The organism is Kosakonia sp. 1610 (genome assembly GCF_050435845.1).
In the GTDB taxonomy this organism is placed as follows: domain Bacteria; phylum Pseudomonadota; class Gammaproteobacteria; order Enterobacterales; family Enterobacteriaceae; genus Kosakonia; species Kosakonia cowanii.
This window is the reverse complement of the sequence record NZ_JBNDKZ010000001.1, coordinates 1536339-1561774: the sequence shown is the minus strand read 5'-3', so window position 1 is coordinate 1561774 and position 25436 is coordinate 1536339. Positions and strand designations below refer to the sequence as shown.

The 25436-nt window shown below is 57.6% G+C and carries 24 protein-coding genes; 13 read left to right on the top strand and 11 right to left on the bottom strand.

Annotation, left to right across the window (positions count from 1 at the left end; all coding sequences use genetic code 11):
* Positions 1-137: 137 nt before the first annotated feature.
* On the top strand, positions 138-1181 hold the full coding sequence (selD, locus tag ABIC80_RS07510) for a selenide, water dikinase SelD (RefSeq protein WP_429176303.1): 1044 nt from the start codon (positions 138-140) through the stop codon (positions 1179-1181).
* 4 nt (positions 1182-1185) lie between these two features.
* The gene (locus tag ABIC80_RS07505; protein WP_094420109.1) at positions 1186-3123 is read left to right on the top strand and encodes a DNA topoisomerase III; all 1938 of its coding nucleotides are present in this window, start codon (positions 1186-1188) and stop codon (positions 3121-3123) included.
* 421 nt (positions 3124-3544) lie between these two features.
* On the opposite strand, the gene gdhA is transcribed toward ABIC80_RS07505, so the two are convergent.
* Entirely contained in the window at positions 3545-4888 is a 1344-nt protein-coding gene (gene gdhA / locus ABIC80_RS07500; protein WP_263752444.1) for an NADP-specific glutamate dehydrogenase, read from the bottom strand.
* Between the two features lie 236 nt (positions 4889-5124).
* Between gdhA and ABIC80_RS07495 the strand changes: the two genes are divergently transcribed.
* Complete coding sequence (locus ABIC80_RS07495) at positions 5125-5412, top strand: DUF1496 domain-containing protein (protein WP_042713116.1); 288 nt, start codon at positions 5125-5127, stop codon at positions 5410-5412.
* Here the strand turns inward: ABIC80_RS07495 and ABIC80_RS07490 are convergent.
* A complete protein-coding gene (locus ABIC80_RS07490; protein ID WP_429176300.1) occupies positions 5378-5797 on the bottom strand; it encodes a pyrimidine (deoxy)nucleoside triphosphate diphosphatase in 420 nt (139 codons plus the stop codon). The two genes, ABIC80_RS07495 and ABIC80_RS07490, sit on opposite strands and share 35 nt — an antisense overlap.
* Entirely contained in the window at positions 5797-6603 is an 807-nt protein-coding gene (gene xthA / locus ABIC80_RS07485) for an exodeoxyribonuclease III (protein WP_042713114.1), read from the bottom strand. Before xthA ends, ABIC80_RS07490 begins: the two co-directional genes overlap by 1 nt.
* Before the next feature lie 433 nt (positions 6604-7036).
* Between xthA and astC the strand changes: the two genes are divergently transcribed.
* The 7 genes from astC to ves all read left to right on the top strand — a co-directional run bounded on the left by astC (position 7037) and on the right by ves (position 14734).
* Positions 7037-8257 carry a succinylornithine/acetylornithine transaminase gene (astC, locus tag ABIC80_RS07480; RefSeq protein ID WP_054802889.1) on the top strand — a complete coding sequence of 407 codons (1221 nt, stop codon included), beginning with the start codon at positions 7037-7039 and terminating at the stop codon, positions 8255-8257.
* Positions 8254-9303 (top strand): arginine N-succinyltransferase, encoded by a 1050-nt coding sequence (gene astA, locus ABIC80_RS07475; RefSeq protein WP_200133144.1) that lies wholly within the window; start codon positions 8254-8256, stop codon positions 9301-9303. The genes astC and astA overlap by 4 nt, the downstream gene beginning before the upstream one ends.
* A complete protein-coding gene (gene astD / locus ABIC80_RS07470) occupies positions 9300-10778 on the top strand; it encodes a succinylglutamate-semialdehyde dehydrogenase (protein WP_429176298.1) in 1479 nt (492 codons plus the stop codon). The genes astA and astD overlap by 4 nt, the downstream gene beginning before the upstream one ends.
* The gene (gene astB, locus ABIC80_RS07465) at positions 10775-12100 is read left to right on the top strand and encodes an N-succinylarginine dihydrolase (protein WP_429176295.1); all 1326 of its coding nucleotides are present in this window, start codon (positions 10775-10777) and stop codon (positions 12098-12100) included. Before astD ends, astB begins: the two co-directional genes overlap by 4 nt.
* A gap of 11 nt (positions 12101-12111) precedes the next feature.
* Positions 12112-13077, top strand: a complete 966-nt coding sequence (gene astE / locus ABIC80_RS07460; RefSeq protein WP_429176292.1) for a succinylglutamate desuccinylase — start codon at positions 12112-12114, stop codon at positions 13075-13077.
* Between the two features lie 311 nt (positions 13078-13388).
* The gene (spy, locus tag ABIC80_RS07455; protein ID WP_429176290.1) at positions 13389-13871 is read left to right on the top strand and encodes an ATP-independent periplasmic protein-refolding chaperone Spy; all 483 of its coding nucleotides are present in this window, start codon (positions 13389-13391) and stop codon (positions 13869-13871) included.
* Positions 13872-14179: 308 nt separating this feature from the next.
* Positions 14180-14734 (top strand): environmental stress-induced protein Ves, encoded by a 555-nt coding sequence (gene ves / locus ABIC80_RS07450; RefSeq protein WP_023481716.1) that lies wholly within the window; start codon positions 14180-14182, stop codon positions 14732-14734.
* Here ves and cho read toward each other — a convergent pair.
* Together cho and nadE are read right to left on the bottom strand one after the other, a co-directional pair.
* Complete coding sequence (gene cho / locus ABIC80_RS07445) at positions 14731-15594, bottom strand: excinuclease Cho (protein ID WP_346439329.1); 864 nt, start codon at positions 15592-15594, stop codon at positions 14731-14733. The genes ves and cho overlap by 4 nt on opposite strands.
* 165 nt (positions 15595-15759) lie before the next feature.
* Entirely contained in the window at positions 15760-16590 is an 831-nt protein-coding gene (nadE, locus tag ABIC80_RS07440; protein ID WP_429176287.1) for an ammonia-dependent NAD(+) synthetase, read from the bottom strand.
* 252 nt (positions 16591-16842) lie between these two features.
* Between nadE and osmE the strand changes: the two genes are divergently transcribed.
* The gene (gene osmE / locus ABIC80_RS07435) at positions 16843-17211 is read left to right on the top strand and encodes an osmotically-inducible lipoprotein OsmE (protein WP_042716978.1); all 369 of its coding nucleotides are present in this window, start codon (positions 16843-16845) and stop codon (positions 17209-17211) included.
* Between the two features lie 57 nt (positions 17212-17268).
* Here the strand turns inward: osmE and katE are convergent, their stop codons facing one another.
* Entirely contained in the window at positions 17269-19527 is a 2259-nt protein-coding gene (gene katE / locus ABIC80_RS07430; RefSeq protein ID WP_263752429.1) for a catalase HPII, read from the bottom strand.
* Between the two features lie 194 nt (positions 19528-19721).
* On the opposite strand from katE, the gene cedA reads away from it, so the two are divergent.
* Complete coding sequence (gene cedA, locus ABIC80_RS07425) at positions 19722-19976, top strand: cell division activator CedA (RefSeq protein ID WP_258185103.1); 255 nt, start codon at positions 19722-19724, stop codon at positions 19974-19976.
* Positions 19977-20023: 47 nt separating this feature from the next.
* Here the strand turns inward: cedA and ABIC80_RS07420 are convergent, their stop codons facing one another.
* The 4 genes from ABIC80_RS07420 to hxpB all read right to left on the bottom strand — a co-directional run bounded on the left by ABIC80_RS07420 (position 20024) and on the right by hxpB (position 23808).
* The gene (locus ABIC80_RS07420) at positions 20024-21415 is read right to left on the bottom strand and encodes an L-cystine transporter (protein ID WP_023481542.1); all 1392 of its coding nucleotides are present in this window, start codon (positions 21413-21415) and stop codon (positions 20024-20026) included.
* A 128-nt stretch (positions 21416-21543) separates the two neighbouring features.
* Positions 21544-22134, bottom strand: coding sequence for a metal-dependent hydrolase (locus ABIC80_RS07415; protein WP_094420097.1), 591 nt, complete (start codon positions 22132-22134; stop codon positions 21544-21546).
* Positions 22135-22231: 97 nt separating this feature from the next.
* The gene (gene kduD / locus ABIC80_RS07410; protein WP_263752427.1) at positions 22232-22993 is read right to left on the bottom strand and encodes a 2-dehydro-3-deoxy-D-gluconate 5-dehydrogenase KduD; all 762 of its coding nucleotides are present in this window, start codon (positions 22991-22993) and stop codon (positions 22232-22234) included.
* 146 nt (positions 22994-23139) lie between these two features.
* Positions 23140-23808, bottom strand: coding sequence for a hexitol phosphatase HxpB (hxpB, locus tag ABIC80_RS07405; RefSeq protein ID WP_429176284.1), 669 nt, complete (start codon positions 23806-23808; stop codon positions 23140-23142).
* Positions 23809-23954: 146 nt separating this feature from the next.
* Here hxpB and ABIC80_RS07400 point away from each other — a divergent pair, with 146 nt between their 5' ends.
* Positions 23955-24491, top strand: a complete 537-nt coding sequence (locus ABIC80_RS07400) for a YniB family protein (protein ID WP_139567267.1) — start codon at positions 23955-23957, stop codon at positions 24489-24491.
* Between the two features lie 50 nt (positions 24492-24541).
* Here ABIC80_RS07400 and ABIC80_RS07395 read toward each other — a convergent pair whose 3' ends face one another.
* Complete coding sequence (locus tag ABIC80_RS07395; protein WP_094420093.1) at positions 24542-25402, bottom strand: fructosamine kinase family protein; 861 nt, start codon at positions 25400-25402, stop codon at positions 24542-24544.
* Between the last annotated feature and the right edge of the window lie 34 nt (positions 25403-25436).

Here is a 25436-nt window from a genome sequence, read left to right as displayed (position 1 = left end):
GAACGCTTAAAAGATAACCAGCGATTATCACTCTTTCGCTCGCTTAATGAGCAACGGGGCGCGAAATCGGATTGTCACACTTACTACCTTACGGTTTGGGCGCTACCATAGCGCGATTGCAATGACAGGAGATGTCCATGAGCGAGCAAGCTATTCGTTTAACGCAATACAGCCACGGAGCCGGTTGCGGATGTAAAATTTCCCCCAAAGTGCTGGATACCATCCTGCACAGCGAGCAGGCGAAGTTCATCGATCCAAGCCTTCTGGTTGGTAACGAGACGCGTGACGACGCCGCGGTTTATGACCTTGGTAATGGCACCTGCATTATCAGCACCACTGACTTTTTTATGCCGATTGTCGATAACCCCTTCGACTTTGGCCGCATCGCTGCGACCAACGCCATCAGCGACGTCTTCGCGATGGGCGGCAAACCGATCATGGCGATCGCTATCCTCGGCTGGCCGCTTGATAAGCTGCCGCCGGAGGTTGCCCGTGAAGTGATCGAAGGCGGGCGCTTTGCCTGCCAGCAGGCGGGGATTGCGCTGGCCGGTGGCCACTCGATTGATGCCCCGGAACCGATTTTTGGCCTCGCCGTCACCGGCGTGGTGCCGACCGAGCGCGTGAAGAAGAACAGCACCGCGCAGGCGGGCTGCAAACTCTTCCTCACCAAACCGCTGGGTATTGGCGTGTTGACCACCGCTGAGAAGAAATCCCTGCTTAAGCCGGAGCATGTCGGGCTGGCGACGGAGGTGATGTGCCGGATGAACCTCGCCGGTGCGGCCTTTGCCGATATTGAGGGTGTGAAAGCGATGACCGACGTCACCGGCTTTGGTCTGCTGGGCCACCTGAGCGAGATGTGCCAGGGCGCGGGCGTGCAGGCGCAACTTACCTACGCCGACGTGCCGAAGCTGCCGGGCGTAGAGGAGTACATTACTCAGGGCGCGGTGCCAGGCGGTACTCAGCGTAACTTTGCCAGCTACGGCCATCTGATGGGCGAAATGCCGGATGCCGTGCGCAATCTGCTGTGTGATCCGCAAACCTCCGGCGGCCTGCTGCTGGCGGTGACGCCGGAGGCCGAAGCGCAGGTGAAAGCCACGGCGGCGGAGTATGGTATTGAACTGAGCGCCATTGGCGAGCTGGTCACCGCCCGCGGCGGTCGCCCGATGATTGAGATCCGATAAGTCGATGCGGTTATTTATTGCCGAAAAGCCCAGTCTGGCGCGCGCCATTGCCGATGTGTTGCCCAAGCCGCATCGCAAAGGCGACGGCTATATTGAGTGCGGTAATGGCCAGGTGGTGACCTGGTGTATTGGTCACCTGCTGGAGCAGGCGCAGCCGGATGTCTATGACAGCCGCTATGCGCGCTGGAACCTGGCGGATTTGCCCATTGTGCCGGAGAAGTGGCAGCTGCAGCCGCGCCCGTCGGTGCTCAAGCAGATCAACGTTATTAAGCGTCTGCTTGCCGACGCCGACGAAGTGGTGCATGCCGGTGACCCGGATCGCGAAGGGCAACTGCTGGTGGATGAAGTGATTGACTACCTGCAACTGCCCGCGGAAAAGCGCCAGCATGTGCAACGCTGCCTGATTAACGATCTCAACCCGCAGGCGGTGGAGAGAGCGATTGGGCGGCTGCGTGCCAATAGCGAGTTTATTCCGCTCTGCGTCTCGGCGCTGGCCCGCGCCCGCGCAGACTGGCTTTACGGCATTAATATGACCCGCGCCTATACGCTTTTAGGCCGCAACGCCGGGTATCAGGGGGTGCTCTCCGTTGGGCGCGTCCAGACCCCGGTGCTGGGGCTGGTGGTGCGGCGCGATGAAGAGATTGAGAACTTCGTCTCGAAAGATTTTTTTGAAGTGAAAGCGCACATTGTGACGCCCGCCGGGGAGCGGTTTACCGCCCTCTGGCAGCCGAGCGATGCCTGTGAGCCTTACCAGGATGAAGAGGGGCGCCTGCTCCATCGCGCGCTCGCGGAGCATGTGGTTAACCGCATCAGCGGTCAACCGGCGATGGTCACCGCCTATAACGATAAACGGGAATCAGAACTGGCACCGCTGCCGTTCTCCCTCTCCTCACTGCAGATTGAGGCGGCGAAGCGTTTTGGCCTGAGCGCGCAGAACGTGCTCGATATCTGCCAGAAGCTGTATGAAACCCACAAATTAATTACCTATCCGCGCTCCGACAGCCGCTATCTGCCGGAGGAGCACTTCGCCGGTCGCCATGCGGTGCTGAATGCGATTGGCGTGCATGCCGCAGATCTGCTGCCGCAACCGGTGGTTAACCCCGATACGCGCAACCGCTGCTGGGATGACAAAAAGGTGGATGCTCACCATGCGATCATTCCGACCGCGCGCAGCTCGAAGGTGAGCCTTAGCGATAACGAAGCCAAAGTCTACAACCTGATTGCGCGGCAATATCTGATGCAGTTCTGCCCAGATGCGGTGTTCCGCAAGTGCCAGATCGATTTGGATATCGCCAACGGCAAGTTTATCGCCAAAGCGCGTTTCCTGGCGGAAGCGGGCTGGCGTACGCTGCTCGGTGCGAAAGAGCGCGATGAAGATGATGACGGCACGCCGCTGCCGGTGGTAGCAAAAGGCGATGAGCTGTTGTGTGAGAAGGGCGAAGTGGTGGCGCGCCAGACGCAGCCGCCGCGCCACTTCACCGATGCGACGCTGCTCTCCGCGATGACGGGTATTGCGCGCTTTGTGCAGGATAAAGATCTGAAAAAGATCCTGCGCGCCACCGATGGATTAGGCACCGAAGCGACGCGCGCGGGCATTATCGAACTGCTGTTTAAGCGTGGCTTTCTGGTGAAGAAAGGGCGCTATATTCACTCTTCCGACGCAGGACGGGCATTGATCCACTCGCTGCCGGAGATGGCGGCGCGACCTGATATGACCGCGCACTGGGAGTCGGTGCTGACGCAGATCAGCGAAAAAGAGTGTCGCTACCAGGACTTTATGCAGCCGCTGGTCGGCACGCTGCATGAGTTGATCCACCAGGCGCGCAGCACCCCGGTGCGGCAGTTCCGCGGCCTGGTGGCACCCGGCGGCGATAAGAAAAAATCCTTCGCCAAAGGAAAGAGTAAGAAACGCCCGCCCGCGGCGGAAGCGCCTGCCTCGTAATTCCGTCAGCAATGCCCGATGGCGCTGCGCTTATCGGGCCTACAAAAGCGTGCTAACCCGTCGGACGGATAAGGCGTTTACGCCGCCATCCGGCACTCTGCATCGGATCCGAAAACCTGCCTGATGGCGCTGCGCTTATCGGGCCTACAACAGCATGCTAACCCGTAGGCCGGATAAGGCGTTTACGCCGCCATCCGGCACTCTGCACCGGATCCGAAAACCTGCCCGATGGCGCTGCGCTTATCGGGCCCACAACAGCATGCTAACCCGTAGGCCGGATAAGGCGTTTATGCCGCCATCCGGCACTCTGCATCGGATCCGAAAACCTGCCCGATGGCGCTGCGCTTATCGGGCCTACAACAGCGTGCTAACCGGTAGGCCGGATAAGGCGTTTACGCCGCCATCCGGCAATGCGCGGCGGTTAAATCACGCCCTGGGCGATCATCGCGTCGGCGACTTTAACAAAGCCCGCGATATTCGCGCCGCGCACGTAATGCGTCTGCTTCTCTTCACCGCCGTACTCCACGCAGGCCTGATGAATATCCAGCATGATGTGCTGCAAACGGGCATCCACCTCGTCGGCTTTCCAGCTGATGCGTCCTGCATTCTGCGCCATCTCCAGACCCGATGTCGCGACACCGCCAGCATTCGCCGCTTTGCCCGGGGCGAACAGCACGCCCGCGTCGAGGAAGAGATCCGTGGCTTCGATGGTGGTCGGCATATTTGCCCCTTCGGCTACCGCTTTGACGCCGTTGGCGATAAGCGTCTGCGCGGCCTCAACGTCCAGCTCATTCTGCGTGGCGCAGGGCAGGGCGATATCGACCGGCACTGACCACGGCTGTTTCCCTTCCAGATAGCTGAGGCCAAACTCCCGCGCATAATCGGCAACCCGGCCGTCGCGGCTCGCCTTGATCTCGCACAGGCGCGCCAGTTTTTCCGCCGTAAAGCCCGCTTCGTCAACCACCGTTCCCGCAGAGTCAGAGGCGGTGATCACGCGCGCGCCGAGCGACATCGCTTTCTCAATCGCGTACTGGGCAACGTTACCGGAGCCGGAAACCGCCACGCGCATCCCTTCAAAGCCAAGGCCGTGGCGCTCCAGCATCGCCTGGGTGAAGTAGACCAGGCCGTAGCCGGTCGCTTCCGGACGGATCAGGCTGCCGCCAAACGAGAGGCCTTTTCCGGTAAAGACGCAGGCGGTGTTGTTGGAGAGCTTTTTCATCATCCCGGCCATAAAGCCCACTTCACGCCCGCCTACGCCGATATCGCCCGCAGGCACATCGGTGTCTGCGCCAAGGTGGCGATACAGCTCGGTGATCAGCGCCTGGCAGAAGCGCATCACTTCACCGTCGCTTTTGCCTTTAGGATTGAAATCGCTGCCGCCTTTACCCCCGCCCATCGGGAGCGTGGTGAGGGCATTTTTGAAGGTCTGTTCGAAGCCGAGGAACTTGAGGATCGATAAGTTCACCGAGGGGTGAAAGCGCATGCCGCCTTTATAGGGGCCGATGGCGGAGCTGAACTGCACGCGCCACGCGCGATTAACCTGCACCTGGTTACGATCGTCTACCCAGGCGACGCGGAACTGAATCACGCGCTCCGGCTCAACCAGACGTTCAAGCAGCGAAAGCTGACGGTAGCGCGGGTTGGCCTCGAGAAAGGGCCAGAGGGTGCTCATCACTTCGCGAACGGCCTGGGAGAACTCCGGCTGGTGCGGATCGCGTTGATGAACAGTGTCGAGGAATGTTGCAAGAGAGGGGGTCTGATCCATAGATATAAGCGTCTCTTATTATGTTGATGAGTGTTGTTGTGTTTGCAATGCGCAAAAAACGGGCGCTTTTCGACTATAACATCGGCGACAGGCCACGCCGCAAGGGAAAATCTCGCTCATCAGATAAATTAAGAACCTGTTTACGGTCATAATGAAAAACGATGAAGCGGGAAACTAAAGTCCCGGAAAATAGATCCGTTATAGTAATAAGTGCAGTCAATCAAAAAGGAGAGGCTATGAGCCGATTTACAGGCGTTGCCGCCGCGTTATTGCTGATCGCATCGGGCAGCGCGCTGGCGGATCGCTACCCGTCACCGGGTGTGGAAGTGAATGTGCCGGCTGAAGTATTCAGCAGCGGCGGGCAGACGCAAACGACACAGCCCTGCATGCAGTGCTGCGTCTATGGCAATCAAAATTACAGCGAAGGGTCGGTGATCAAAATGGAAGGGGTGCTGCTGCAGTGCCAGCGCGATGAACGCACGATTTCCACTAATCCGCTGGTGTGGCGTCGCGTAAAACCCTGAATGCCTCCAGCAGGGGGATATCCGCCGGAGCCAGCGCATAGGTGAGCGCGTCGGCGGGTGTCACCCACGCAAGCTGGCTGTGATAATGGCGCGTTGGCTCGCCTGCAAAGGTGCGCACGTGCCAGGCGTGAAGTGTAATCAGCCGCCCGGAGACTTCCCGCTGATGGCTGGCAACAAAGCGCGCCGGAACCGCCTCGATACCCAACTCTTCACGCAGCTCGCGCACCAGCGCCTGCGGCTGCGTTTCACCCGCTTCCACCTTGCCGCCCGCGAACTCCCATAAACCGGGTTGATCCGCGTGCGGCGGGCGTTGCGCGAGCAGAATATGGCCGTCGCGCTCAATAATGGCGGCGACCACGTCGATGCTCTTTGTTTTCTGCGTCATCAGAGTTTGAACGTTGCCCAGACCGGCGCATGGTCAGAGGGTTTTTCCATACCGCGAATATCGTAATCGATGCCGGTCTCAATGCAGCGCTCCGCCAGCGGCTGGCTCGCCATCAGCAGATCGATACGCAGCCCGCGGTTATCATCAAAGCCTCTTGAGCGGTAATCAAACCATGAGAAGCGATCCGTGGTATCCGGGTTGGCTTCGCGGTAGGTATCCACCAGCCCCCAGTTTTTCAGGCGTTCCATCCACTCACGCTCTTCCGGCAGGAAGGAACATTTACCGGTACGCAGCCAGCGCTTGCGGTTCTCCTCCCCGATGCCGATATCGAGATCCGTCGGGCTGATATTCATATCGCCCATGATCAGCACCGGGTTCTCGCGCTTCAGTTCGTTATCGAGGAAGTGTTGCAGATCCTGGTAGAACTTCTCTTTTGCCGGAAACTTGGTCGGATGGTCGCGGCTTTCGCCCTGCGGGAAATAGCCGTTAATTACCGTGATATTGCCAAGCGGGGAGGGGATCTCCGCCATGATGATGCGACGCTGTGCCTCTTCGCCATCTTCCGGGAAGCCGCGACGCACCAGAACCGGTGTCTCTTTGGTCAGCAACGCCACGCCGTAGTGACCCTTCTGGCCGTGATAAAAGACGTTGTAACCGAGACGCGCCACCTCTTCGAGGGGGAACATATCGTCATGGACTTTCGTCTCCTGCAAACCAATCACATCGGGCTGGTGTTGTTCGACGATTGCCTGAAGCTGGTGGGGTCTGGCGCGCAGGCCGTTGATATTGAACGAGACAAATTTCATAGTCGCAGCCACTTAATGGGGTGAAAGATGCAGGAATGTTATCAGAGTTTACTTTCAATCACTGCCACTTATTCCGAAGCTCATCGCGTCTGCGCAAAAATCAGGCCAGCTGCCTCTTTTCAGGGCGCGCTGCGCCAAAATGGGGCGCGTTGGCAGAATTAATTTCGCGGACGATCACAGTTCCAGAATTAAATTTCATAAATGCATAAACTATCGCTAAATCCCGCGCTGGTTGGTCGCAATATCTAAAATTATTCACTTTTTATGCATGATAAGTGAATAGCGATCGGTTGTAAGTTATTGAAATAACGTTGTTGCACGCCGTTTATGCATTTTTCCCTCTAGCTGGCACGAAGCGTGCAATCTACATTAAGGGCGAAAACGTCATTTTTATTAACATTTATTCAACCATTTATTTACCGGTGAGGTCGCTATGTCTCTGTCTGTTACGCGTGAAAATTTCGATCAATGGATGCTGCCGGTCTACGCGCCTGCGCCCTTTATCCCGGTTCGCGGCGAAGGCTCACGTCTGTGGGATCAGCAGGGCACGGAGTATATCGACTTCGCCGGTGGCATTGCGGTTAACGCGCTGGGCCACGCTAACCCGGTGTTGTGCAAAGCATTAAGCGAGCAGGCGGCGAAGTTCTGGCATACCGGCAATGGTTACACCAACGAGCCGGCGCTGCGGCTGGCAAAACGGCTGATTGATGCCACCTTCGCCGACCGGATCTTCTTTTGTAACTCCGGGGCGGAAGCCAACGAAGCGGCGCTGAAACTGGCGCGTAAATATGCTCACGACACCTTTGGCGCGCAGAAGAGCGGCATTGTCGCCTTCAAAAATGCCTTCCACGGCCGCACGCTCTTTACCGTCAGCGCCGGTGGTCAGCCCGCCTATTCACAGGATTTCGCGCCGCTGCCGCCGCAGATCCAGCATGCCACCTTTAACGATCTCGCCTCTGCCAGCGCCCTGATTAACGACGACACCTGCGCGGTGATTGTTGAGCCGATGCAGGGCGAAGGCGGCGTAGTGCCTGCCGATCCGGCCTTTTTACAGGGGCTGCGCGAGATCTGCTCCCGCCACAATGCGCTGCTGATTTTTGATGAAGTGCAGACCGGCGTCGGCCGCACCGGCGAGCTCTATGCCTATATGCACTATGGCGTGACGCCGGATGTGTTAACCACCGCAAAAGCGCTCGGCGGCGGCTTCCCGATTGGCGCGATGCTCACCACCGAAACCTTCGGCAAGGTGATGAATGTTGGCACCCACGGCACCACCTATGGCGGTAACCCGCTGGCGGGCGCGGTGGCAGGCGCGCTGCTTGATACTGTCAACACCCCACAAATGCTCAACGGCGTGAAACAGCGCCACGAGTGGTTTACCGAACAGCTTAACGCCATCAACGCCCGCCATCTGCTGTTCAGCGACATTCGCGGCCTTGGGCTGTTGATTGGCTGCCAGCTGGTGCCCGCCTTTAGCGGTAAAGCGAAGCAGATCTCCCAGCTGGCGGCGGCGGAAGGGGTAATGGTGCTGATTGCCGGTGGCAACGTGCTGCGTTTCGCCCCGGCGCTGAACATCAGCGAAGAGGAGGTGCGCATCGGCCTTGAGCGCTTTGCCCGCGCCTGTGAAAAATTCCTCTCGGAGAGCACAACATGATGGTGATTCGTCCGGTCGCGGCAAGCGATCTCGCAGCCCTGATGAAACTCGCTGGCAAAACCGGCGGCGGTTTAACTTCACTGCCTGCCGATGAGGCAACGTTGGCGGCGCGTATTGAGCGCGCCCGCCAGACCTGGCAAGGCACGCTGCCGAAGGGCGAGCAGGGCTATGTCTTTGTGCTGGAAGATACCCAGAGCGGCGAAGTGGGCGGCATCTGCGCCATTGAGGTCGCCGTTGGGCTTAACGACCCGTGGTACAACTACCGCGTCGGCACTCAGGTGCACGCCTCGAAAGAGCTGAATGTCTACAACGCGCTGCCGACGCTGTTTCTCAGTAACGATCACACCGGTAGCAGCGAGCTCTGCACCCTGTTTCTCGACCCCGCCTGGCGTAAGGCGGGCAACGGCTACCTGCTGTCGAAATCGCGCTTTATGTTTATGGCGGCGTTTCGCGATCGCTTCAATGAGAAAGTGGTTGCCGAGATGCGCGGGGTGATTGATGAGCATGGTTACTCCCCCTTCTGGGAGAGCGTTGGTAAGCGCTTCTTCTCGATGGAGTTCAGCCGCGCGGATTATCTCTGCGGCACCGGGCAGAAAGCCTTTATTGCCGAGCTGATGCCGAAACACCCGATCTATACCCACTTCCTTTCGGAAGAGGCGCAGTCGGTGATTGGTCATGTCCATCCACAAACCGCGCCTGCGCGCGCGGTGCTGGAGAAAGAGGGGTTCCGCTACCGCAACTATGTCGACATCTTTGATGGCGGGCCGACGCTGGAGTGCGACATCGACCGCGTGCGGGCGATCCGCAAAAGCCGGCTGGTGGCGATTGGTGAAGGGCAGCGCGCGCCGGGCGAGTGGCCAGCCTGCATGGTCTCGAATGAGCGCTATGACGATTTTCGCGCGATGCTGATCAATGTTGACCCGCAGACGGAACGGCTGCTGCTGTCGGCGGGCGAGCTGGATGCGCTGAAGTGTCAGCCCGGCGATAGCGTCCGGCTGGTGCGCCTGTGTGCGGAAGAGAAGAGTGGTGAGGAGAGAGCGCAATGAGTTTATGGATCAACGGTGAGTGGATAAAGGGCCAGGGCGCACGTCGGGAGAAAACCAACCCGGTGAGCCACGACGTGCTGTGGCAGGGCTTTGACGCGGATAGCGCCCAGGTCGGGGCGGCTTACCAGGCCGCGCGCGCCGCTTTCCCCGCCTGGGCGCGCCAGCCCTTTAGCGCCCGCCAGGCGATCGTGGAGAAATTTGCCGCGCTGCTGGAGAGTAATAAAGAAGAGCTGACAACGATCATCGCCCGCGAAACCGGCAAACCGCGCTGGGAAGCCGCCACCGAAATCACCGCGATGATCAACAAAGCGGCGATCTCGGTAAAGGCGTATCACACGCGCACCGGCGAACAGCAGACGGAGATGGCCGACGGCGCGGCAACCCTGCGTCATCGCCCGCACGGTGTGCTGGCGGTGTTTGGCCCCTACAACTTCCCCGGCCACCTGCCAAACGGGCATATCATCCCGGCGCTGCTGGCGGGCAATACGCTGCTGTTTAAACCGAGCGAGCTGACGCCGTGGATCGGCGAGGCGGTGGTGAAACTGTGGCAGCAGGCGGGCTTACCGGCTGGTGTGCTCAACTTATTGCAGGGCGGGCGAGAAACTGGCCAGGCGCTGAGCGCGCTGGCAGGGCTGGATGGGCTGCTGTTTACCGGCAGTGCCAATACCGGCTATCAGCTGCATCGCCAGTTGGCGGGTCAGCCAGAGAAGATCCTCGCGCTGGAGATGGGCGGCAATAACCCGCTGATTGTTGAAGATCCTGATGATATTGATGCTGCGGTGCATCTGGCGATCCAGTCCGCCTTTGTGACCGCCGGACAGCGCTGCACCTGCGCGCGGCGGCTGCTGGTGAAACGCTCGGCGGCGGGCGATGCCTTCCTGAAAAGGCTGGTGGAGGTCGCCAGCAAGCTGATACCGGCTGCCTGGGACGCCGAGCCGCAGCCCTTTTTCGGCGGGCTGATCTCACCCCAGGCGGCGGAGCAGGTCTATCACGCCTGGCAGGAGCATGAAGCTCGCGGTGGCAAAACGTTACTGGCTCCGCGTCTGCTGGCGGCGGGCACCTCTCTGCTGACGCCGGGCATTATTGAGATGACCGCGGTGGGCAACGTGCCCGATGAAGAGGTGTTTGGCCCGCTGCTCTGCGTCTGGCGTTATGACGACTTTGACGATGCGATTACGCTTGCGAACAACACGCGCTATGGCCTCGCCTGCGGCCTGGTTTCGCCGCAGCGGGAGAAGTTCGATCGCCTGCTGCTGGAGGCGCGCGCCGGGATCGTTAACTGGAATAAACCGTTAACCGGTGCGGCGAGCACGGCGCCGTTCGGCGGTGTTGGCGCGTCCGGTAACCATCGCGCCAGCGCCTGGTATGCGGCGGATTACTGCGCCTGGCCGATGGCGAGCCTTGAGACGGCGGATCTCTCTCTGCCGCAGAGCCTTAGCCCGGGGCTTGGCCATTTGCGTGAGGAGCAGCCATGAGCGCGCGTGAAGTGAACTTTGATGGCCTGGTCGGGCTGACGCACCACTACGCGGGTTTATCCTTCGGTAATGAAGCCTCGACTAAACACCGCTTTCAGCGATCCAACCCAAAGCTGGCGGCGAAGCAGGGGCTTTTAAAGATGAAAGCGCTGGCGGACGCAGGTTTTCTGCAGGCGGTGATCCCGCCTCACGAACGGCCGAACGTTGCTGCGTTACGCCAGTTAGGCTTTCGCGGCAGCGATGTACAGGTCGTTGAAAAAGCGGCAACCCAGGCCCCGGAGTTGCTCTCCGCTGCCAGCTCCGCTTCGGCGATGTGGGTGGCGAATGCCGCCACCGTCTGCCCGTCGGCAGATGCCGAGGATGGCAAAGTCCACCTGACGGTGGCGAACCTGAACAATAAGTTCCACCGCTCAATCGAAGCGCCGACCACCGAAGCGCTGCTGCGGGCGATTTTCCGCGATCCGCACACCTTCAGCGTGCACGGCGCGCTGCCGCAGGTGGCGTGTTTTGGCGATGAAGGCGCTGCCAACCATAACCGCTTCGGCGGCGAGTATGGCGATGGGGGGGTGCAGCTCTTTGTGTATGGCCGTGAAGAGGGCAATGAACTGGCTCCCGGGCGTTATCCGGCGCGCCAGACGCTGGAGGCAAGCCAGGCCGTTGCCCGCCTCAACCAGGTGCGTGCGCATCAGGTGGTCTATGCTCAGCAAAACCCGGCGGTTATCGATCAGGGCGTATTCCATAATGATGTGATTGCGGTCTCCAACCGCCAGTTGCTGTTCTGCCACGAGCAGGCGTTTGCCGGGCAGCCTCAACTGCTGGCAGAGCTTGCGGCAAAAGTGCCGGGCTTTATGGCGATCGAAGTGCCGCAACAGGCGGTATCGGTCACAGACGCGGTGGCAACTTACCTGTTTAATAGTCAATTATTGAGCCATGATGATGGACGCATGACGCTGGTGTTGCCGCAGGAGTCGCAGGAGCATGCGGGCGTCTGGCGTTACCTCAACGACCTGCTGGCGCAGGATAACCCGATTAGCGCCCTTAAGGTCTTCGATCTGCGCGAAAGTATGGCGAACGGTGGCGGGCCAGCCTGCCTGCGTTTGCGGGTGGTGTTGAGCGAGGCGGAGCAGCGGGCGGTCAACCCGGCGGTGATGATGAACGATACGCTGTTTGCCACGCTCAATGCGTGGGTGGACAAATACTATCGCGACCGTCTCACGCAGGCCGATTTAGCCGATCCGCAGCTACTGCGCGAAGGGCGTGAAGCGCTGGATCGCCTCACTCAACTGTTGGATCTCGGGTCGGTTTATCCTTTTCAGCGTTAAGCGGAGGCGGTATGGAGAACTTTCTGGCAGCAACCATTGCGGGCGATATTCCACGCAAGATGTCCGGTGAAGCGGGCGGTATTCACTGGTTGTGGCATGAGCAGGGGATCCTTGAGCTGGTGCCGCCGCAGCCGGTAGGGCGTTCGCTGGTGATCTCCTGCGCCATTCACGGCAATGAGACGGCGCCGGTGGAGCTTATCGATCAACTGCTGCATAACCTCTTCTCCGGTGAGCAGCCGCTGACCTGGCGATTGCTGATTATTCTTGGCAATCCGCAGGCGCTGGCGCAGGGCAAGCGCTATATCAAAAGCGATCTCAACCGCATGTTCGGCGGGCGCTGGCAGCAGCTTCCGCCGAGTGATGAAACCATCCGCGCGGCGCAGCTTGAGCGGGCGGTGACGCACTTTTTCTCTGAAGGGGACGAGACGAGCTGGCATCTCGATCTGCATACCGCCATTCGCGGCTCGCACCATGTGCGTTTTGGTGTCCTGCCGCAGCGCGCCACGCCGTGGGATGAAGCTTTCCTGACGTGGCTCGGCGCGGCCGGGCTTGAAGCACTGGTGTTCCATCAGGCACCTGGCGGAACCTTTACCCACTTCAGCTGTGAAAGCTTCGACGCGCTTGCGTGCACGCTGGAGCTGGGCAAAGCGCTGCCCTTTGGTGCCAACGATCTGAGCCAGTTTCAGCGCACCGCCTGGGCGCTGGCGGCGCTGCTTGCCGGTGAACCCGCGCCTGATACCGAGCTTGCTCCCCAGCGTTACCGGGTAGTGCAGCAACTGACCCGGCGCAGCGAGGCGTTTACCCTCTATATGGACAATGAGACACTGAACTTTACCCCGTTCAGTGAAGGCACGCTGCTGGCGGAGGATCGCGGCGAGCGCTATGTGGTGACGCACCCGCAGGAGTATGTGCTGTTTCCCAACCCCAATGTCGAGATTGGATTACGCGCCGGATTAATGCTGGAAAAAATAGCGTAGCGTTAAGCCCTGCCACCGCAGGGCTTATTTTTGCTCTCTGAATTTATTACGGAATTATCTTGTTGAGTGCTGAAAAAAATAGCATACTCAGTTTTTACTTATCTCCATAAAAAACTTATATTTCAGTGCCTTGTTTATTTTTATTTCCACTCTTCATCGTTTATCCTTATTTCCTTCATATTTGATTAAATCCTCACTTTTATACTTTCACTGTTTTACCATCGCTCTGATTAATTGACGCTTGAAGCGCTAAAGTGATTAGCGTCAACACGGCAACCGCCGTATATAAAACTGAAGTAAGGAAGAATATTATGCGTAAATTGACTGCCCTGTTTGTTGCCTCTACCCTGGCGTTTGGTGCTGCAAGCCTTGCGCACGCTGATGATGCTCCGGCTGCACCGGCCGATGCCAAACCGATGATGCATCATCACAAAGGAAAAGGGCCGCACGAGATGATGTTCCAGGGCCTGAACCTGACCGATGCGCAGAAAACGCAAATCCGCGACATTATGAAGAGCCAGCGTGAAGAGATGAAACGTCCGCCAGTGGAAGAACTGCGCGCGATGCATGAGATTGTTGCCAGCGACAGCTTCGACAAAGCCAAAGCCGAAGCGCAAATCGATAAGATGGATGAGCAGCGCAAAGCCGACATGCTCAAACATATGGAAACGCAGAACAAGATCTACAACATTCTGACGCCGGATCAGAAAAAACAGTTCAATGCCAATTTTGAGAAGCGTCTGACAGAACGTCCAGCCGCAGGCGATAAAATGCCTCCTGCACCGGCTGAATAATTTAGTCTACCCCTCTTAAGACCGCCGGTTTTGCCCATCGCCAGTAGCACATGATGGGCAGAACCGGCGGTTTTTTCTCGCCTGCCTCTTGCCAGCCGCTACCGGCGCGGTATCCTCGTTGTTCCTGTGTGCCCGAAGTTGCTACTTATCTGAAGTTTATACTTTTTTACATCTCTGGTTACGTCGTAGCCTAAGGCATCGCTGCCTGGCTGCCGATAACCTGTTTATAGCAATGTGAACAAGAACAAGAATGCACGCTGTTTCAGAAGCAGCGGCGCAGCGTATCGCTGTGCTATTCAGGAGTGATGATGGAATTCTTTGATATTCGCAAAATGCCGGTCAATCTCTGGCGAAATGGCGCAGGCGAAACGCGCGAGATTTGCTGCTTTCCGCCCGCTACCCGCGAATTTAACTGGCGCGCCAGCATTGCCTCGCTGGCCGGAAACGGCGAGTTTACGCCGTTTCCCGGCGTCGATCGCGTGATCACACTGATTGAGGGCGGGGAAGTAACGCTCAACGGCGGCAGCGTGCGCCATACGTTGAAACGCCACCAGCCCTTCACCTTCGCCGGGGATCAGCCGGTCAAGGCCGAGCTTTGCGAAGGCCGCATGTCGATGGATTTTAATATTATGACCCGCCGCGATCGCTGCCAGGCGAACGTGCGCATCGCCGATCGCACCTTTACCACCTTCGGCTCGCGCGGCGGGGTGGTGTTTGTGCTGAGCGGCGCATGGCAGCTGGGCGATAAACTGCTCACCGCCGATCAGGGTGCCTGCTGGCAAGAGGGGAGGCAGACCCTGCGGCTGCTCCGCGCCGAAGGGCAGCTACTCTTTAGCGAAATCACGTGGCTGGCCGGGCACTAAGCCAGCTCAACGATCTCGTGTTCACCCGACAGTAGCGGTTTACACAGAATTTTATAGCCATCGTGATCGAAACCAGCGGGGGTGCGCAGTAAAGCTGCCGCCTCGCCTGGCGTATTGACCGAACCCAGCCAGAGCCAGTTATGGATGATGTGATATTGCGTCATCCCGCCGAAGCTCTCTTTCAACCCAATCGGGCCCTGCCACGGCCAGCACACCAGTTGCATGCGCGCCATCGCGGCGAGAAAACGGCTATTGTGCTCTTCAACACTCTCTTTCCCGCAGCAGGCACCGGCGCAGCGCTTTAACGCCGAGCGAAAGCAGGGGCGGCCGCGGCTGAGCGGCTCAAGACCGAGCAGGCCGTAACAGAGCTTCTCTTCATCAGCGATAGATTGCAGCGCCTGCAGCGCCGTACGCCGGTTGGCAAACAGGCCAAAAAGATGTGGCGATGAGGAAAAGTCCACTTCGCGGGCGTAGACCACCTGCGGTTTACCTTCCTCCACGCGCAGGGAACAGAGCTGGCGGTTACGGCGCAGGCGTTTATTAAACAGCGGCTGTTGCTCTTTAATAAGCCTGGCTTCCAGCAGCAGCGCGCCAATCTCACCGGCGGTGCAGATCCAGCTGACGCGCCTTGACTGGCGCAGCATGGAGGCTTCATCCGGGGTGCGGAAATGGGACATCACCCGGCTGCGAATATTGACGCTTTTGCCGATATAGAGCGGCATGGCCTCGCTGTCACCGTGAAAAATATAGACGCCAGGGTGCTTAGGCATCGCCTCAAGCCACTGACGCAGATGTTCGGGGTATTCATAGATTGCCGCCGCCTCAAATGAAAGACGCGGGGCCGATTGACGCCTTGCCACACGGAACTCCTGATACTGGTTACTTGTACAGTGTAGCAGGGTGCTTCAGGTTAAAAAAGAAACATTTGGAAAGATCAGGCAAGTGTGGGGCGGGAAGAAGGGCGCTGACACCGCTTCGCTTAGCAGGCCTACAGCGTATCTGTAGGCCTGAGCGGTCGTTACGGTTTACTGTTTTTTCCAGAAATCGTCGAAAATGGTGATTGGCTGACGGCGCTTGTGCTCGGTCTTCACATACCAGCCCTCAATAATGCGGGCGGTTGCTTCATCCAGCGTTTTGCCTTCCAGATAATCGTCAATGTTCTCGTAGGTGACGCCAAGTGCGGCTTCATCCGGCAGAGAAGGGCGGTCATCTTCCAGATCGGCAGTCGGTGCTTTTTTGTAGAGATGCTCCGGGCAGCCAAGGTGCGCCAGCAGCTGTTTGCCCTGACGCTTATTGAGGCGGAACAGCGGGTTAATATCGGTACCGCCATCGCCATACTTGGTGTAGAAGCCGGTGACCGCTTCGGCGGCGTGGTCGGTTCCGACAACAATCCCTTTGCACATCCCGGCGATGCTGTATTGCGCTTTCATACGCTCGCGCGCTTTCTCATTCCCGCGCACAAAGTCGCTCAGCTCAATACCGGTATCACGCAGCGCCTGCTCGCTTGCCAGCACCGACGCTTTGATATTGACGGTCAGGACGCGGTCCGGTTTGATAAACGCAATCGCGTCCTGGCAATCCTGCTCGTCAGCCTGCGCGCCGTAGGGCAGACGCACGGCGATAAACTGTAACTCGCTGTCGCCGCTCTCTTCACGCAGCTCCGAGATGGCTAACTGGGAGATTTTCCCCGCCAGCGTTGAGTCCTGGCCACCGCTGATGCCGAGCACCAGTGATTTGATAAAGGGATAGGTTTTCAGATACGTTTTCAGAAAATCCACGCTGCGGCGAACTTCTTCTTCGGCATTGATGGTTGGCTTGACGCCCAGTGCCTGAATAATCTCTTGTTGCAGAGCCATTAACCCCTCCGTTGTTGAATCCTGCTGTGCAGGTTGCAAATTGTTATTCATTAAAGCTAACCCCTTCGTGGGAAAACGACAAGGTTCACAGTTTTACGTGCCGTAATTTGCGCCGATTCAGGTCGTTTACGCACTTTTATTAGATTTTTCTGAAAGATATATCATTTTCTGTCTCAAGTTGAAAAAAGCAATATTATATTCCAGGCTTAGTTAACACGCTGATACAGAAGCGGATACTAAAGAGGATGGAATATGAATAAGAATATCGCAGGAATTCTGGGCGCCGCAGCAGTACTGACTATGCTGGCAGGTTGTACCGCTTACGATCGCGCGAAAGATCAGGTTAGTCAGCCGGTCGTTAAAGATGTGAAAAAAGGGATGAGCCGCCAGCAGGTAATGCAGATTGCAGGCCGTCCGTCATCAGAAGTGAGCATGGTTCACGCTCGTGGTACCTGCCAGACCTATATCCTGGGTCAGCGTAACGGCAAAACTGAAACCTACTTCGTTGCACTGGATGAGACCGGTCACGTGCTGAACTCGGGTTATCAGACCTGTTCTGAATACGACACCGACCCGCAGGCACCGCAGCAGCAGTCTCAGCAGAAAAAACCTTTCCAGTAATTTTTTGATTCGCCTGAGCAAACAAAAAACCGGCCATCTGGCCGGTTTTTTTATGCCTTATGCCGGCACGTTATCGATTTTGCTGATACGTGACCAGACGCGGTGCGCGGAAAGCTGTTCGATAAAATCTTCCACCAGCGCGGTGGACGCGATATCGCCTTCAATAATGCCCTCTTCGCCCTGCGGGTTTACGTGGATCACCCCTTTAAACTGGCGGGCGTCACCGGCAAGACCGATAGTCTTGAGATGCTTATAAGCTTCCAGCAGGTAGTATTTCGCATCGCCATTTTGCAGCAGCGTGCTGACATCGCCGCCGGGCACAAAAACGCCATCCACCGTCAGCGAAGGCGAACCGGCAAAAGTTGCCGCCACCGGCAGGCGGGAGCCATCATCAGCCACCACTTCGCCCATACGTGAGTAGAGCAGTTTGGCGTGCACGCCTTTGTTCTTCAGCCCCTGCAACAGAGTAAGCACATCCTGCGCACGCACATTGTCATGCAGCAGCACCGCGACCACGCGGCCCTTCACATCGCCATCCGGAATGGCATACAGGCTGAGGGAGGGATCTTTCTCCACGCCATTTACCGCAGGCGGCGGCGTAATATTGCACTGCTCTTCCGTCAGGGTAATACCCAGGTTTTCCGCGACGGACTGCGCCAGCTTGACATCAATATGTGCCAGCAGATCGACCACGCGTTCGCGAATATAGGGGCGTGCCACTTTGCTTAGCTCAAAGCTGAAGGCATCAACGATATGGCGTTGTTCAAACGGCGTCTGGCTTAGCCAGAAGAGGCGAGGATGGGCGTAGTACTCACCAAATGAGGGGCTGCGCTCGCGCACTTTATGCCCTTCAACACGCTCCTGATAGCTCTCAAAACCACCGCGTTTCGGCCCCGGCGGCGTTTCGCGCGGCCAGTTATCGTTGATGGAGTTCGGCTCATAGTTGGCCGGATTGGTATCGATATCCATCCGGTGCATGCCGTCACGCTGGAAGTTGTGGTACGGGCAGGTCGGGCGGTTAATCGGAATTTCGTGGAAGTTCGGCCCGCCGAGACGGCTAATCTGCGTATCGGTATAAGAGAAGAGGCGCCCCTGCAACAGCGGATCGTTGGTGAAATCGAGCCCCGGCACAATATGGCCCGGATGGAAGGCCACCTGTTCGTTTTCGGCAAAGAAGTTATCCGGGTTACGATTGAGCACCATTTTGCCGACCCGCTGCACCGGCACCAGCGCTTCCGGGATCAGCTTGGTCGGGTCGAGCAGGTCAAAATCGAACTTGAATTCGTCCTCTTCCGGGATCAGTTGCAGCCCCAGTTCATATTCCGGGTAGTCGCCCGCTTCAATCGCTTCCCACAGCTCACGGCGGTGGAAGTCCGGATCGCGCCCGGTCAGCTTCTGCGACTCGTCCCACACCAGCGACGCTTTACCCGCCAGCGGTTTCCAGTGGAAGCGTACAAAGGTCGCTTTCCCTTCGGCGTTAATCAGGCGGAAGGTGTGAATACCAAACCCTTCCATGGTGCGATAGCTGCGCGGAATGCCGCGGTCGGACATCGCCCACATCACGTTATGCAGGGTTTCCGGTTGCAGGGAGACGTAATCCCAGAAGGTGTCGTGCGCGCTCTGACCCTGCGGAATAGCCCAGTGTGGCTCCGGTTTTACCGCATGGACAAAGTCGGGGAATTTGTGCGCATCCTGCAAGAAGAAGATCGGCGTGTTGTTGCCGACCAGATCGAAGATACCCTCTTCGGTGTAGAACTTGGTGGCGAAACCGCGAATATCACGCACGGTATCCGCTGAACCGGCGCCGCCCTGTACGGTTGAGAAGCGCACAAACACCGGGGTGATCTTCTCCGGGTCGGAGAGGAAATCGGCCTTGGTGACATCTTGCAGGCTGCGGTAGGGCTGGAAGTACCCGTGCGCCGCCGAGCCTCGCGCATGCACGATACGTTCAGGGATACGCTCATGGTCAAAATGGGTGATCTTTTCGCGCAGAATAAAATCTTCCAGCAGCGTCGGGCCGCGCGAGCCTGCGCGCAACGAGTTCTGATCGTCGCTGATGCGCACACCCTGGTTAGTGGTTAGCGCGGCGTTTTCGCCGCCCTTACGGAACGGCTCCAGCGCATTCAATTTCTCATTGGCGGTATCGGGTGATTTCAGGCTGCCAGGTGCGGTGGGCTCTTCACCGGGTGCGGTCGGTTTTGGCGAAGGGCGGTGGGAGTTATCGGATGGTGCGAGGGAATCCAGTCCCGGGCGGGCTTCGTTTTCATCATCAACCGGGGCGCGGGAAGGTTGCGTCTCTTTCTCATGCTGCGACATTGAACTCGTCTCCTGTTATCCATGACTAAAAAGGCAGGTTATTGCCATTAACCCTTCTAACTATAGAACAATGTCCCGGTCGCGCCCGTTTACCGGCCCGGCCTTGAAAACGCGCTGAGAAGCGCACGCCGGGCGCGACGAGCGGGGTCACAATCGGCTATCATTGGCTTTCGTGTGTGTGAAATTTGTCTTTAGTGAATGCATCGCTTATGAAAACGCTTCGTCAACAGAATCGAGTCATTATCAGCTATGTCCCGCGCGTCGAACCGGCGCCCCCCGACCATGCGTCAAAGGTCGAAGGTTATCGTGATGTCTGGAGGCTGCGCGCTAAATATGTCGCGTTTGTGTTGATGGGCGAGAATTTCCGTCGCTCGCCGACCTTCACTACGCCGGATGCGGCACAGCGCTGGGCGACGCAGATGCGTCAGGAAGGCGAGATAGAGGAATAAAAAAAACGCCTGCAGTGTGCAGGCGTTTTTGTTTTTACACGTGAAGCTTAGCGATGCGCCAGTTCGGCGTGCTCTTCGCTGTCCAGAATGGTTTTATCTGTCTGCTTCAGCCACTGGCTGGTCAGCGTCCCGGCGGTCATGGAGCCGCTAACGTTCAGCGCGGTACGGCCCATATCGATCAGCGGTTCAACGGAGATCAGCAGCGCAACCAGCGTAACCGGCAGGCCAAGCGCCGGCAGCACAATCAGCGCGGCGAAGGTAGCGCCGCCGCCCACGCCCGCCACACCGGCGGAACTGATGGTGACAATACCGACCAGCGTGGCGATCCACATCGGATCCAGCGGGTTGATGCCGACCGTTGGTGCAACCATCACCGCCAGCATTGCCGGGTAGAGACCCGCACAGCCATTCTGGCCGATGGTCGCACCAAAGGAGGCGGAGAAGCTGGCAATCGACTCCGGTACGCCAAGGCGACGGGTCTGCGCTTCCACATTCAGCGGAATAGAGGCGGCGCTGGAGCGGCTGGTAAAGGCAAAGGTCAGCACCGGCCACACTTTACGGAAGAACTTCAGCGGGCTGACGCCATTCACGCCCAGCAGCACGCCATGTACCACGAACATAATGCCGAGGCCGAGGTAAGAGGCGATAACAAAGCTGCCCAGCTTGATGATGTCGTGGATGTTGGAGCCAGCAACCACTTTGGTCATCAGCGCCAGCACGCCGTAAGGTGTCAGCTGCATCACCAGACGCACCAGTTTCATCACCCAGCTTTGCAAGGTGTCGATGGCGGTCAGCACGCGCTGGCCCTTCGGCGCATCATCTTTCAGCAGCTTCAGCGCGGCAACGCCGAGGAAAGCGGCAAAGATAACGATGCTGATGATCGACGTTGGGCTTGCGCCAGTCAGATCGGCAAACGGGTTTTTCGGCACAAACGACAGCAGCAGCTGCGGCACGGTCAGATCGGCCAGTTTGCCGACGTAGTTGCTCTGGATGGCATTCAGACGCGCGGTTTCTGCGCTGCCCTGCACCAGCCCTTCAGCGGTAAGACCAAACAGATTGGTCACCAGCACACCGACCAGCGCGGCGATAAGGGTGGTGAACAGCAGCGTGCCGATGGTAAGGAAACTGATTTTGCCCAGCTGCGACGCGTTGTGCAGACGTGCAACGGCGCTGAGGATCGAGGCGAAAACCAGCGGCATGACGATCATTTGCAGCAGTTGCACATAGCCGTTACCGACTACGTTGAACCACTGAATAGACTCTTTCAGCACCGGATTATCGGCACCGTAAATAGCCTGCAGCGCAAGACCGAATGCCACGCCAAGCCCGAGACCAACCAGTACTTTCTTTGCCAGGCTCCACTGTTTGTGGCGCGCCTGCGCCAGCAAAAGCAGCAGTGCAGCGAACACGACAACGTTCGCGATTAATGGAAAATTCATCCCCGTTCTCCTGATTTCATTATATTGATGACATCGAGGTCATCCTGTGGCGCAAGGTTAGCAGAAGTGCCCGGGGCGGCTTATATCCAAATGGAATGCTTTATAGCGAAGTGTTCAAAAGCGACTATTTATCGTGCAATCTGGCGATCAATAAAGCGATTGAACTCATTTTGCAGGATATTTATCGCTTCGGATGACCAGCGGATTGCACCATTTTCGGGCAGGGTTTGCGGCATCCACACGGCATAGGTGAGCAGGGCCATGCAGAGCACGCGCTCCATCTGGTTACCTTTTTGTGACGCGAGAATCGGCAGGCGAAAGCGCCAGCGGCAGGGCCACAGCAGCGGCACACCGGCGGGCGTGAGCATATCTGCGACGATATGGCTGAGATAGCCGACGACCATACCCTGCAGCGCGTCCGTCGGCAGGATCCAGCTATCAGGCACTTTTAAGGCAAAGAGGGTAAGCGCAAGAAACACCGCCAGCAGGCTGTGGGTGAACCCGCGGTGACCAAAGGCACGCGCAACGGGTTTTGAGATCCACTTTAGCCGCTGGCCGAGGAAGGATTTTGGGTGATCGATGTCCGGCAGCAGGCAGGTGAGAATGGCTGAAGGCACAATATGCCACCAGTCGCCCTGTGCAAGCACGGGCGTCAATTCGGCATTCTTGGTAAACACCGCGCAGGCTATGGAGAAAAGCAGGTGTCCTTCCGCCGTCATGATCAAACTCGCTAAACTGTCGATGCATACAGTATAGGATGTTTGTACAGTAGGCGGAAGAGGTGACGGTGTAACTCTTTGTCACAATCCTGCTAATTTAGCGCGCCAGCCAGCCGCCATCGACCGCCAGCGTGTAACCATTTATGTAGTCAGCCGCCGAAGAGGCGAGAAAAACCGCCGCGCCCTGTAAATCCTCCGGCGTACCCCAGCGAGCCGCAGGAATACGATCGAGGATCTCCTGATTACGTTCAGCATCTTCGCGCAACTGCTGGGTATTGTTGGTCGCCATATAGCCGGGCGCAATCGCATTAACGTTAATATTGTGCTTCGCCCACTCATTCGCCAGCAGGCGGGTGAGGCCCATCACGCCGCTTTTTGAGGCGGTATAAGAGGGAACACGAATGCCGCCCTGGTAAGAGAGCATCGAGGCAATATTGATAATTTTGCCGCCGCTGCGCTGGGCGATAAATTGTCGGGCGACAGCCTGGGAGAGGAAGAAGAGCGATTTGAGGTTGAGATCCATCACCTCATCCCAATCCTTTTCGCTGAAATCGATGGCGTCACAGCGGCGGATCGTTCCGGCGTTATTGATGAGAATATCAAGGTGCCCCATCTTCGCCACCGCTTGATCAACAATCGAGGTCAGCTGCTGCTGGTCGCGCAGGTCGGCCTGAATCGCGTGAAATCGGCGGCCAAGCGCCTCGACGCGTTTTGCCGTTTCATGAGGGATTTTCCGGTTAACACCGACAATATCGCAGCCTGCTTCTGCCAGCCCTATTGCCATGCCCTGGCCCAGACCGGTATCGCATCCGGTTACAAGAGCCACCTTATCCGTTAGCTTAAAAGCATCCAGTATCATATCTACTCCGGCGTGATGTCATGTCGTGACGGGCGTCAATGCCTGCGGATCAGAATAGAAGGCGGGAGCGTAAAATACAAACAAATGAAATCATGTTTCAATATTTTTGTGATGCAGGAGCAGCTTTGCACTGCTCCTGCACATTGTTAACCGAGCAGATGCGCGGCGGTGAGCTGCTGCAAGCTGTCGAGTTTGACATTCGCCAGCACATATCGCGGATCGGCACGATGATCCTCATCGGGCACCACAATCGAACGCATGCGCGCCGCTTTGCTGGCAATCATCCCGTTTACTGAATCCTCCAGCGCGACGCAGGCTAAGGGATCGACACCGAGTTTCGCCGCACAATCGAGATAAACCTGCGGATGCGGCTTGCTGTAAGGCAGGCTCTCGGCAGAGGCCAGTGCATCGAAGCTGTCACGCAGGTCGAACATCGCTAAAACTTTTTCGAGCATATGCAGCGGCGAGGCGGAAGCCAGCCCAACACGCAGACCGTTCGCTTTGCACAATGCCAGCGCTTCACGCACGCCCGGCAGTAGCGGGCGCTCTGCTTCTACCAGCGCAATGGCGCGCTCAATAATTTGTGCGGTCACTTGCTGGCGGGACGGACCGCTCCACGGCTGTTGCGTATACCATAAATCAACCACCATATCGATGCGCAGGCCCAGCGTGTCAGGCAGTTCGCCGCGGCGCGTGATGTCGACGCCGAGGCTTGAGATCACCTCAAGTTCAGCGCGATCCCACAGCGGTTCCGAGTCAATTAATAAACCATCCATATCAAAAATTGCTGCAACTGTTTGGCGCGGGGCAGACATAACACCTCTCCGGTTAGCGTGATTAAACAGGGTGAAGGTAGTGAGTATGGCAATGCGTTCACCCTGGCGTCTTTAAAAATCAGGCGAAAATAGTTATCAGCAGGTAGACTAAGGCACAAACAGTGCGTCAACAACAAGGGGAATCCATGACGTATCAACAAGCTGGACGCATCGCCGTACTGAAACGCGTTCTGGGTTGGGTGATTTTTATTCCGGCCGTTATTTCGACCGTTATTTCGATCCTGAAGTTTATGTATGAGCATAGCGATAAACAGCCCGGTATTAACGCCGTGATGCTCGATTTTGCCCACGTGATGATTGAGATGATGCGGTTCAATACGCCATTCCTCAATCTCTTCTGGTACAACTCGCCGACGCCCCATTTTCAGCAGGGTCTGAACGTTCTCTTCTGGATTATCTTCGCGCTGATCTTTATTGGCCTGGCTTTACAGGCTTCAGGTGCACGCATGAGCCGCCAGGCACGCTTTGTGCGTGAAGGGGTGGAAAACCAGCTGATCCTCGAAAAAGCCAAAGGCGACGAGGGGCTGACCCGCGAGCAGATCGAAGCGCGTATTAATGTGCCAAACCACACCATTTTCTTGCAGATTTTCCCGCTCTATGTGCTGCCGGCCATTATCATCGTGGCGGGGTACTTCTTCTTTAAGCTGCTCGGCTTTCTGTAAAGTGACAGCGCCCGATAGCATTCGCGATCGGGCTTCTTAGCCTTCCACTTTTACGCGGCCAATACCCGATCCAGCGCCTTCTGTGCATTCATCAAATGTTCACCGCCGAAAAGAATGGCGCGGTTGAAGAGGGTGTAGAGCTGGTAAATAGGTTGGCGGTCGAGAAAGTCGGGCGGGAGCGGGGAGATAGACTGGTAACCGTCGTAGATCTGCGGCGGCTGATCCGGATGGAGCGGCAGCATCGCCAGATCGCACTCCCTGTCGCCCCAGTAGCAGGCGGGATCGTAAATATAGGGGCCATCCGGGCCAAGGGCACAGTTGGCGGACCAGAGATCGCCATGCAGTAAAGAGGCCTGCGGCTGGTGGCCAGCTAACCGCTGCTGAACATGTTCAACAATTGCATCGATATTGCCGAACTGTAGCCCTTTCTCCGCCGCCAGCTCAAGCTGCCAGCCGATACGCTGCTCGGCGAAAAAGGTCGACCAGCGTCGCTGCCAGGCGTTTGGCTGCGGGGTGGTGGAGAGATCGTTATCGAAGTCGAGACCAAACTGCGGCTGATCGCTCCACTGATGGAGCCGGGCAAGCTGCTGGCCCAGCAAAAAGGCGCTATGCATATCCAGCGGACGGGCGTGGAGATACTCCATCACCAGGAAGCTGTAGTCGCGGTCGCTGCCGACCGCCCACACTTCAGGCACCCGGACCGTATTGCTGCGCGCCAGCAGCGCCAGCTGATCGGCTTCGGCAGTGAAGATGGGAAGCAGGGCGCGTTCATCACATTTAACGAAACAGTCGCGTCCTGCGTAACGTATGCGCCATGCAGCGTGAATTTCGCCGCCCGGTAGCTCATCGCGTTGTTCAATTTCGCCTTCACCCAGTTGCTCGCTTAACAGACCACTTATCGCTTGCCACATGATATTTCTCCCATGTAATCAGCCAGATCATTAG

Bases quoted from the DNA above. Each gene is read 5' to 3' on its own strand.
- ves (WP_023481716.1), top strand. From the start codon at position 14,180: ATGGAATTCTTTGATATTCGCAAAATGCCGGTCAATCTCTGGCGAAAT.
- ABIC80_RS07490 (WP_429176300.1), bottom strand. From the start codon at position 5,797: ATGACGCAGAAAACAAAGAGCATCGACGTGGTCGCCGCCATTATTGAG.
- ABIC80_RS07415 (WP_094420097.1), bottom strand. From the start codon at position 22,134: ATGACGGCGGAAGGACACCTGCTTTTCTCCATAGCCTGCGCGGTGTTT.
- ABIC80_RS07420 (WP_023481542.1), bottom strand. From the start codon at position 21,415: ATGAATTTTCCATTAATCGCGAACGTTGTCGTGTTCGCTGCACTGCTG.
- katE (WP_263752429.1), bottom strand. From the start codon at position 19,527: ATGTCGCAGCATGAGAAAGAGACGCAACCTTCCCGCGCCCCGGTTGAT.
- astE (WP_429176292.1), top strand. From the start codon at position 12,112: ATGGAGAACTTTCTGGCAGCAACCATTGCGGGCGATATTCCACGCAAG.
- hxpB (WP_429176284.1), bottom strand. From the start codon at position 23,808: ATGTCTGCCCCGCGCCAAACAGTTGCAGCAATTTTTGATATGGATGGT.
- astD (WP_429176298.1), top strand. From the start codon at position 9,300: ATGAGTTTATGGATCAACGGTGAGTGGATAAAGGGCCAGGGCGCACGT.
- ABIC80_RS07505 (WP_094420109.1), top strand. From the start codon at position 1,186: ATGCGGTTATTTATTGCCGAAAAGCCCAGTCTGGCGCGCGCCATTGCC.
- gdhA (WP_263752444.1), bottom strand. From the start codon at position 4,888: ATGGATCAGACCCCCTCTCTTGCAACATTCCTCGACACTGTTCATCAA.
- astC (WP_054802889.1), top strand. From the start codon at position 7,037: ATGTCTCTGTCTGTTACGCGTGAAAATTTCGATCAATGGATGCTGCCG.
- spy (WP_429176290.1), top strand. From the start codon at position 13,389: ATGCGTAAATTGACTGCCCTGTTTGTTGCCTCTACCCTGGCGTTTGGT.
- astA (WP_200133144.1), top strand. From the start codon at position 8,254: ATGATGGTGATTCGTCCGGTCGCGGCAAGCGATCTCGCAGCCCTGATG.
- selD (WP_429176303.1), top strand. From the start codon at position 138: ATGAGCGAGCAAGCTATTCGTTTAACGCAATACAGCCACGGAGCCGGT.
- ABIC80_RS07400 (WP_139567267.1), top strand. From the start codon at position 23,955: ATGACGTATCAACAAGCTGGACGCATCGCCGTACTGAAACGCGTTCTG.
- osmE (WP_042716978.1), top strand. From the start codon at position 16,843: ATGAATAAGAATATCGCAGGAATTCTGGGCGCCGCAGCAGTACTGACT.
- nadE (WP_429176287.1), bottom strand. From the start codon at position 16,590: ATGGCTCTGCAACAAGAGATTATTCAGGCACTGGGCGTCAAGCCAACC.
- ABIC80_RS07495 (WP_042713116.1), top strand. From the start codon at position 5,125: ATGAGCCGATTTACAGGCGTTGCCGCCGCGTTATTGCTGATCGCATCG.
- ABIC80_RS07395 (WP_094420093.1), bottom strand. From the start codon at position 25,402: ATGTGGCAAGCGATAAGTGGTCTGTTAAGCGAGCAACTGGGTGAAGGC.
- xthA (WP_042713114.1), bottom strand. From the start codon at position 6,603: ATGAAATTTGTCTCGTTCAATATCAACGGCCTGCGCGCCAGACCCCAC.
- astB (WP_429176295.1), top strand. From the start codon at position 10,775: ATGAGCGCGCGTGAAGTGAACTTTGATGGCCTGGTCGGGCTGACGCAC.
- kduD (WP_263752427.1), bottom strand. From the start codon at position 22,993: ATGATACTGGATGCTTTTAAGCTAACGGATAAGGTGGCTCTTGTAACC.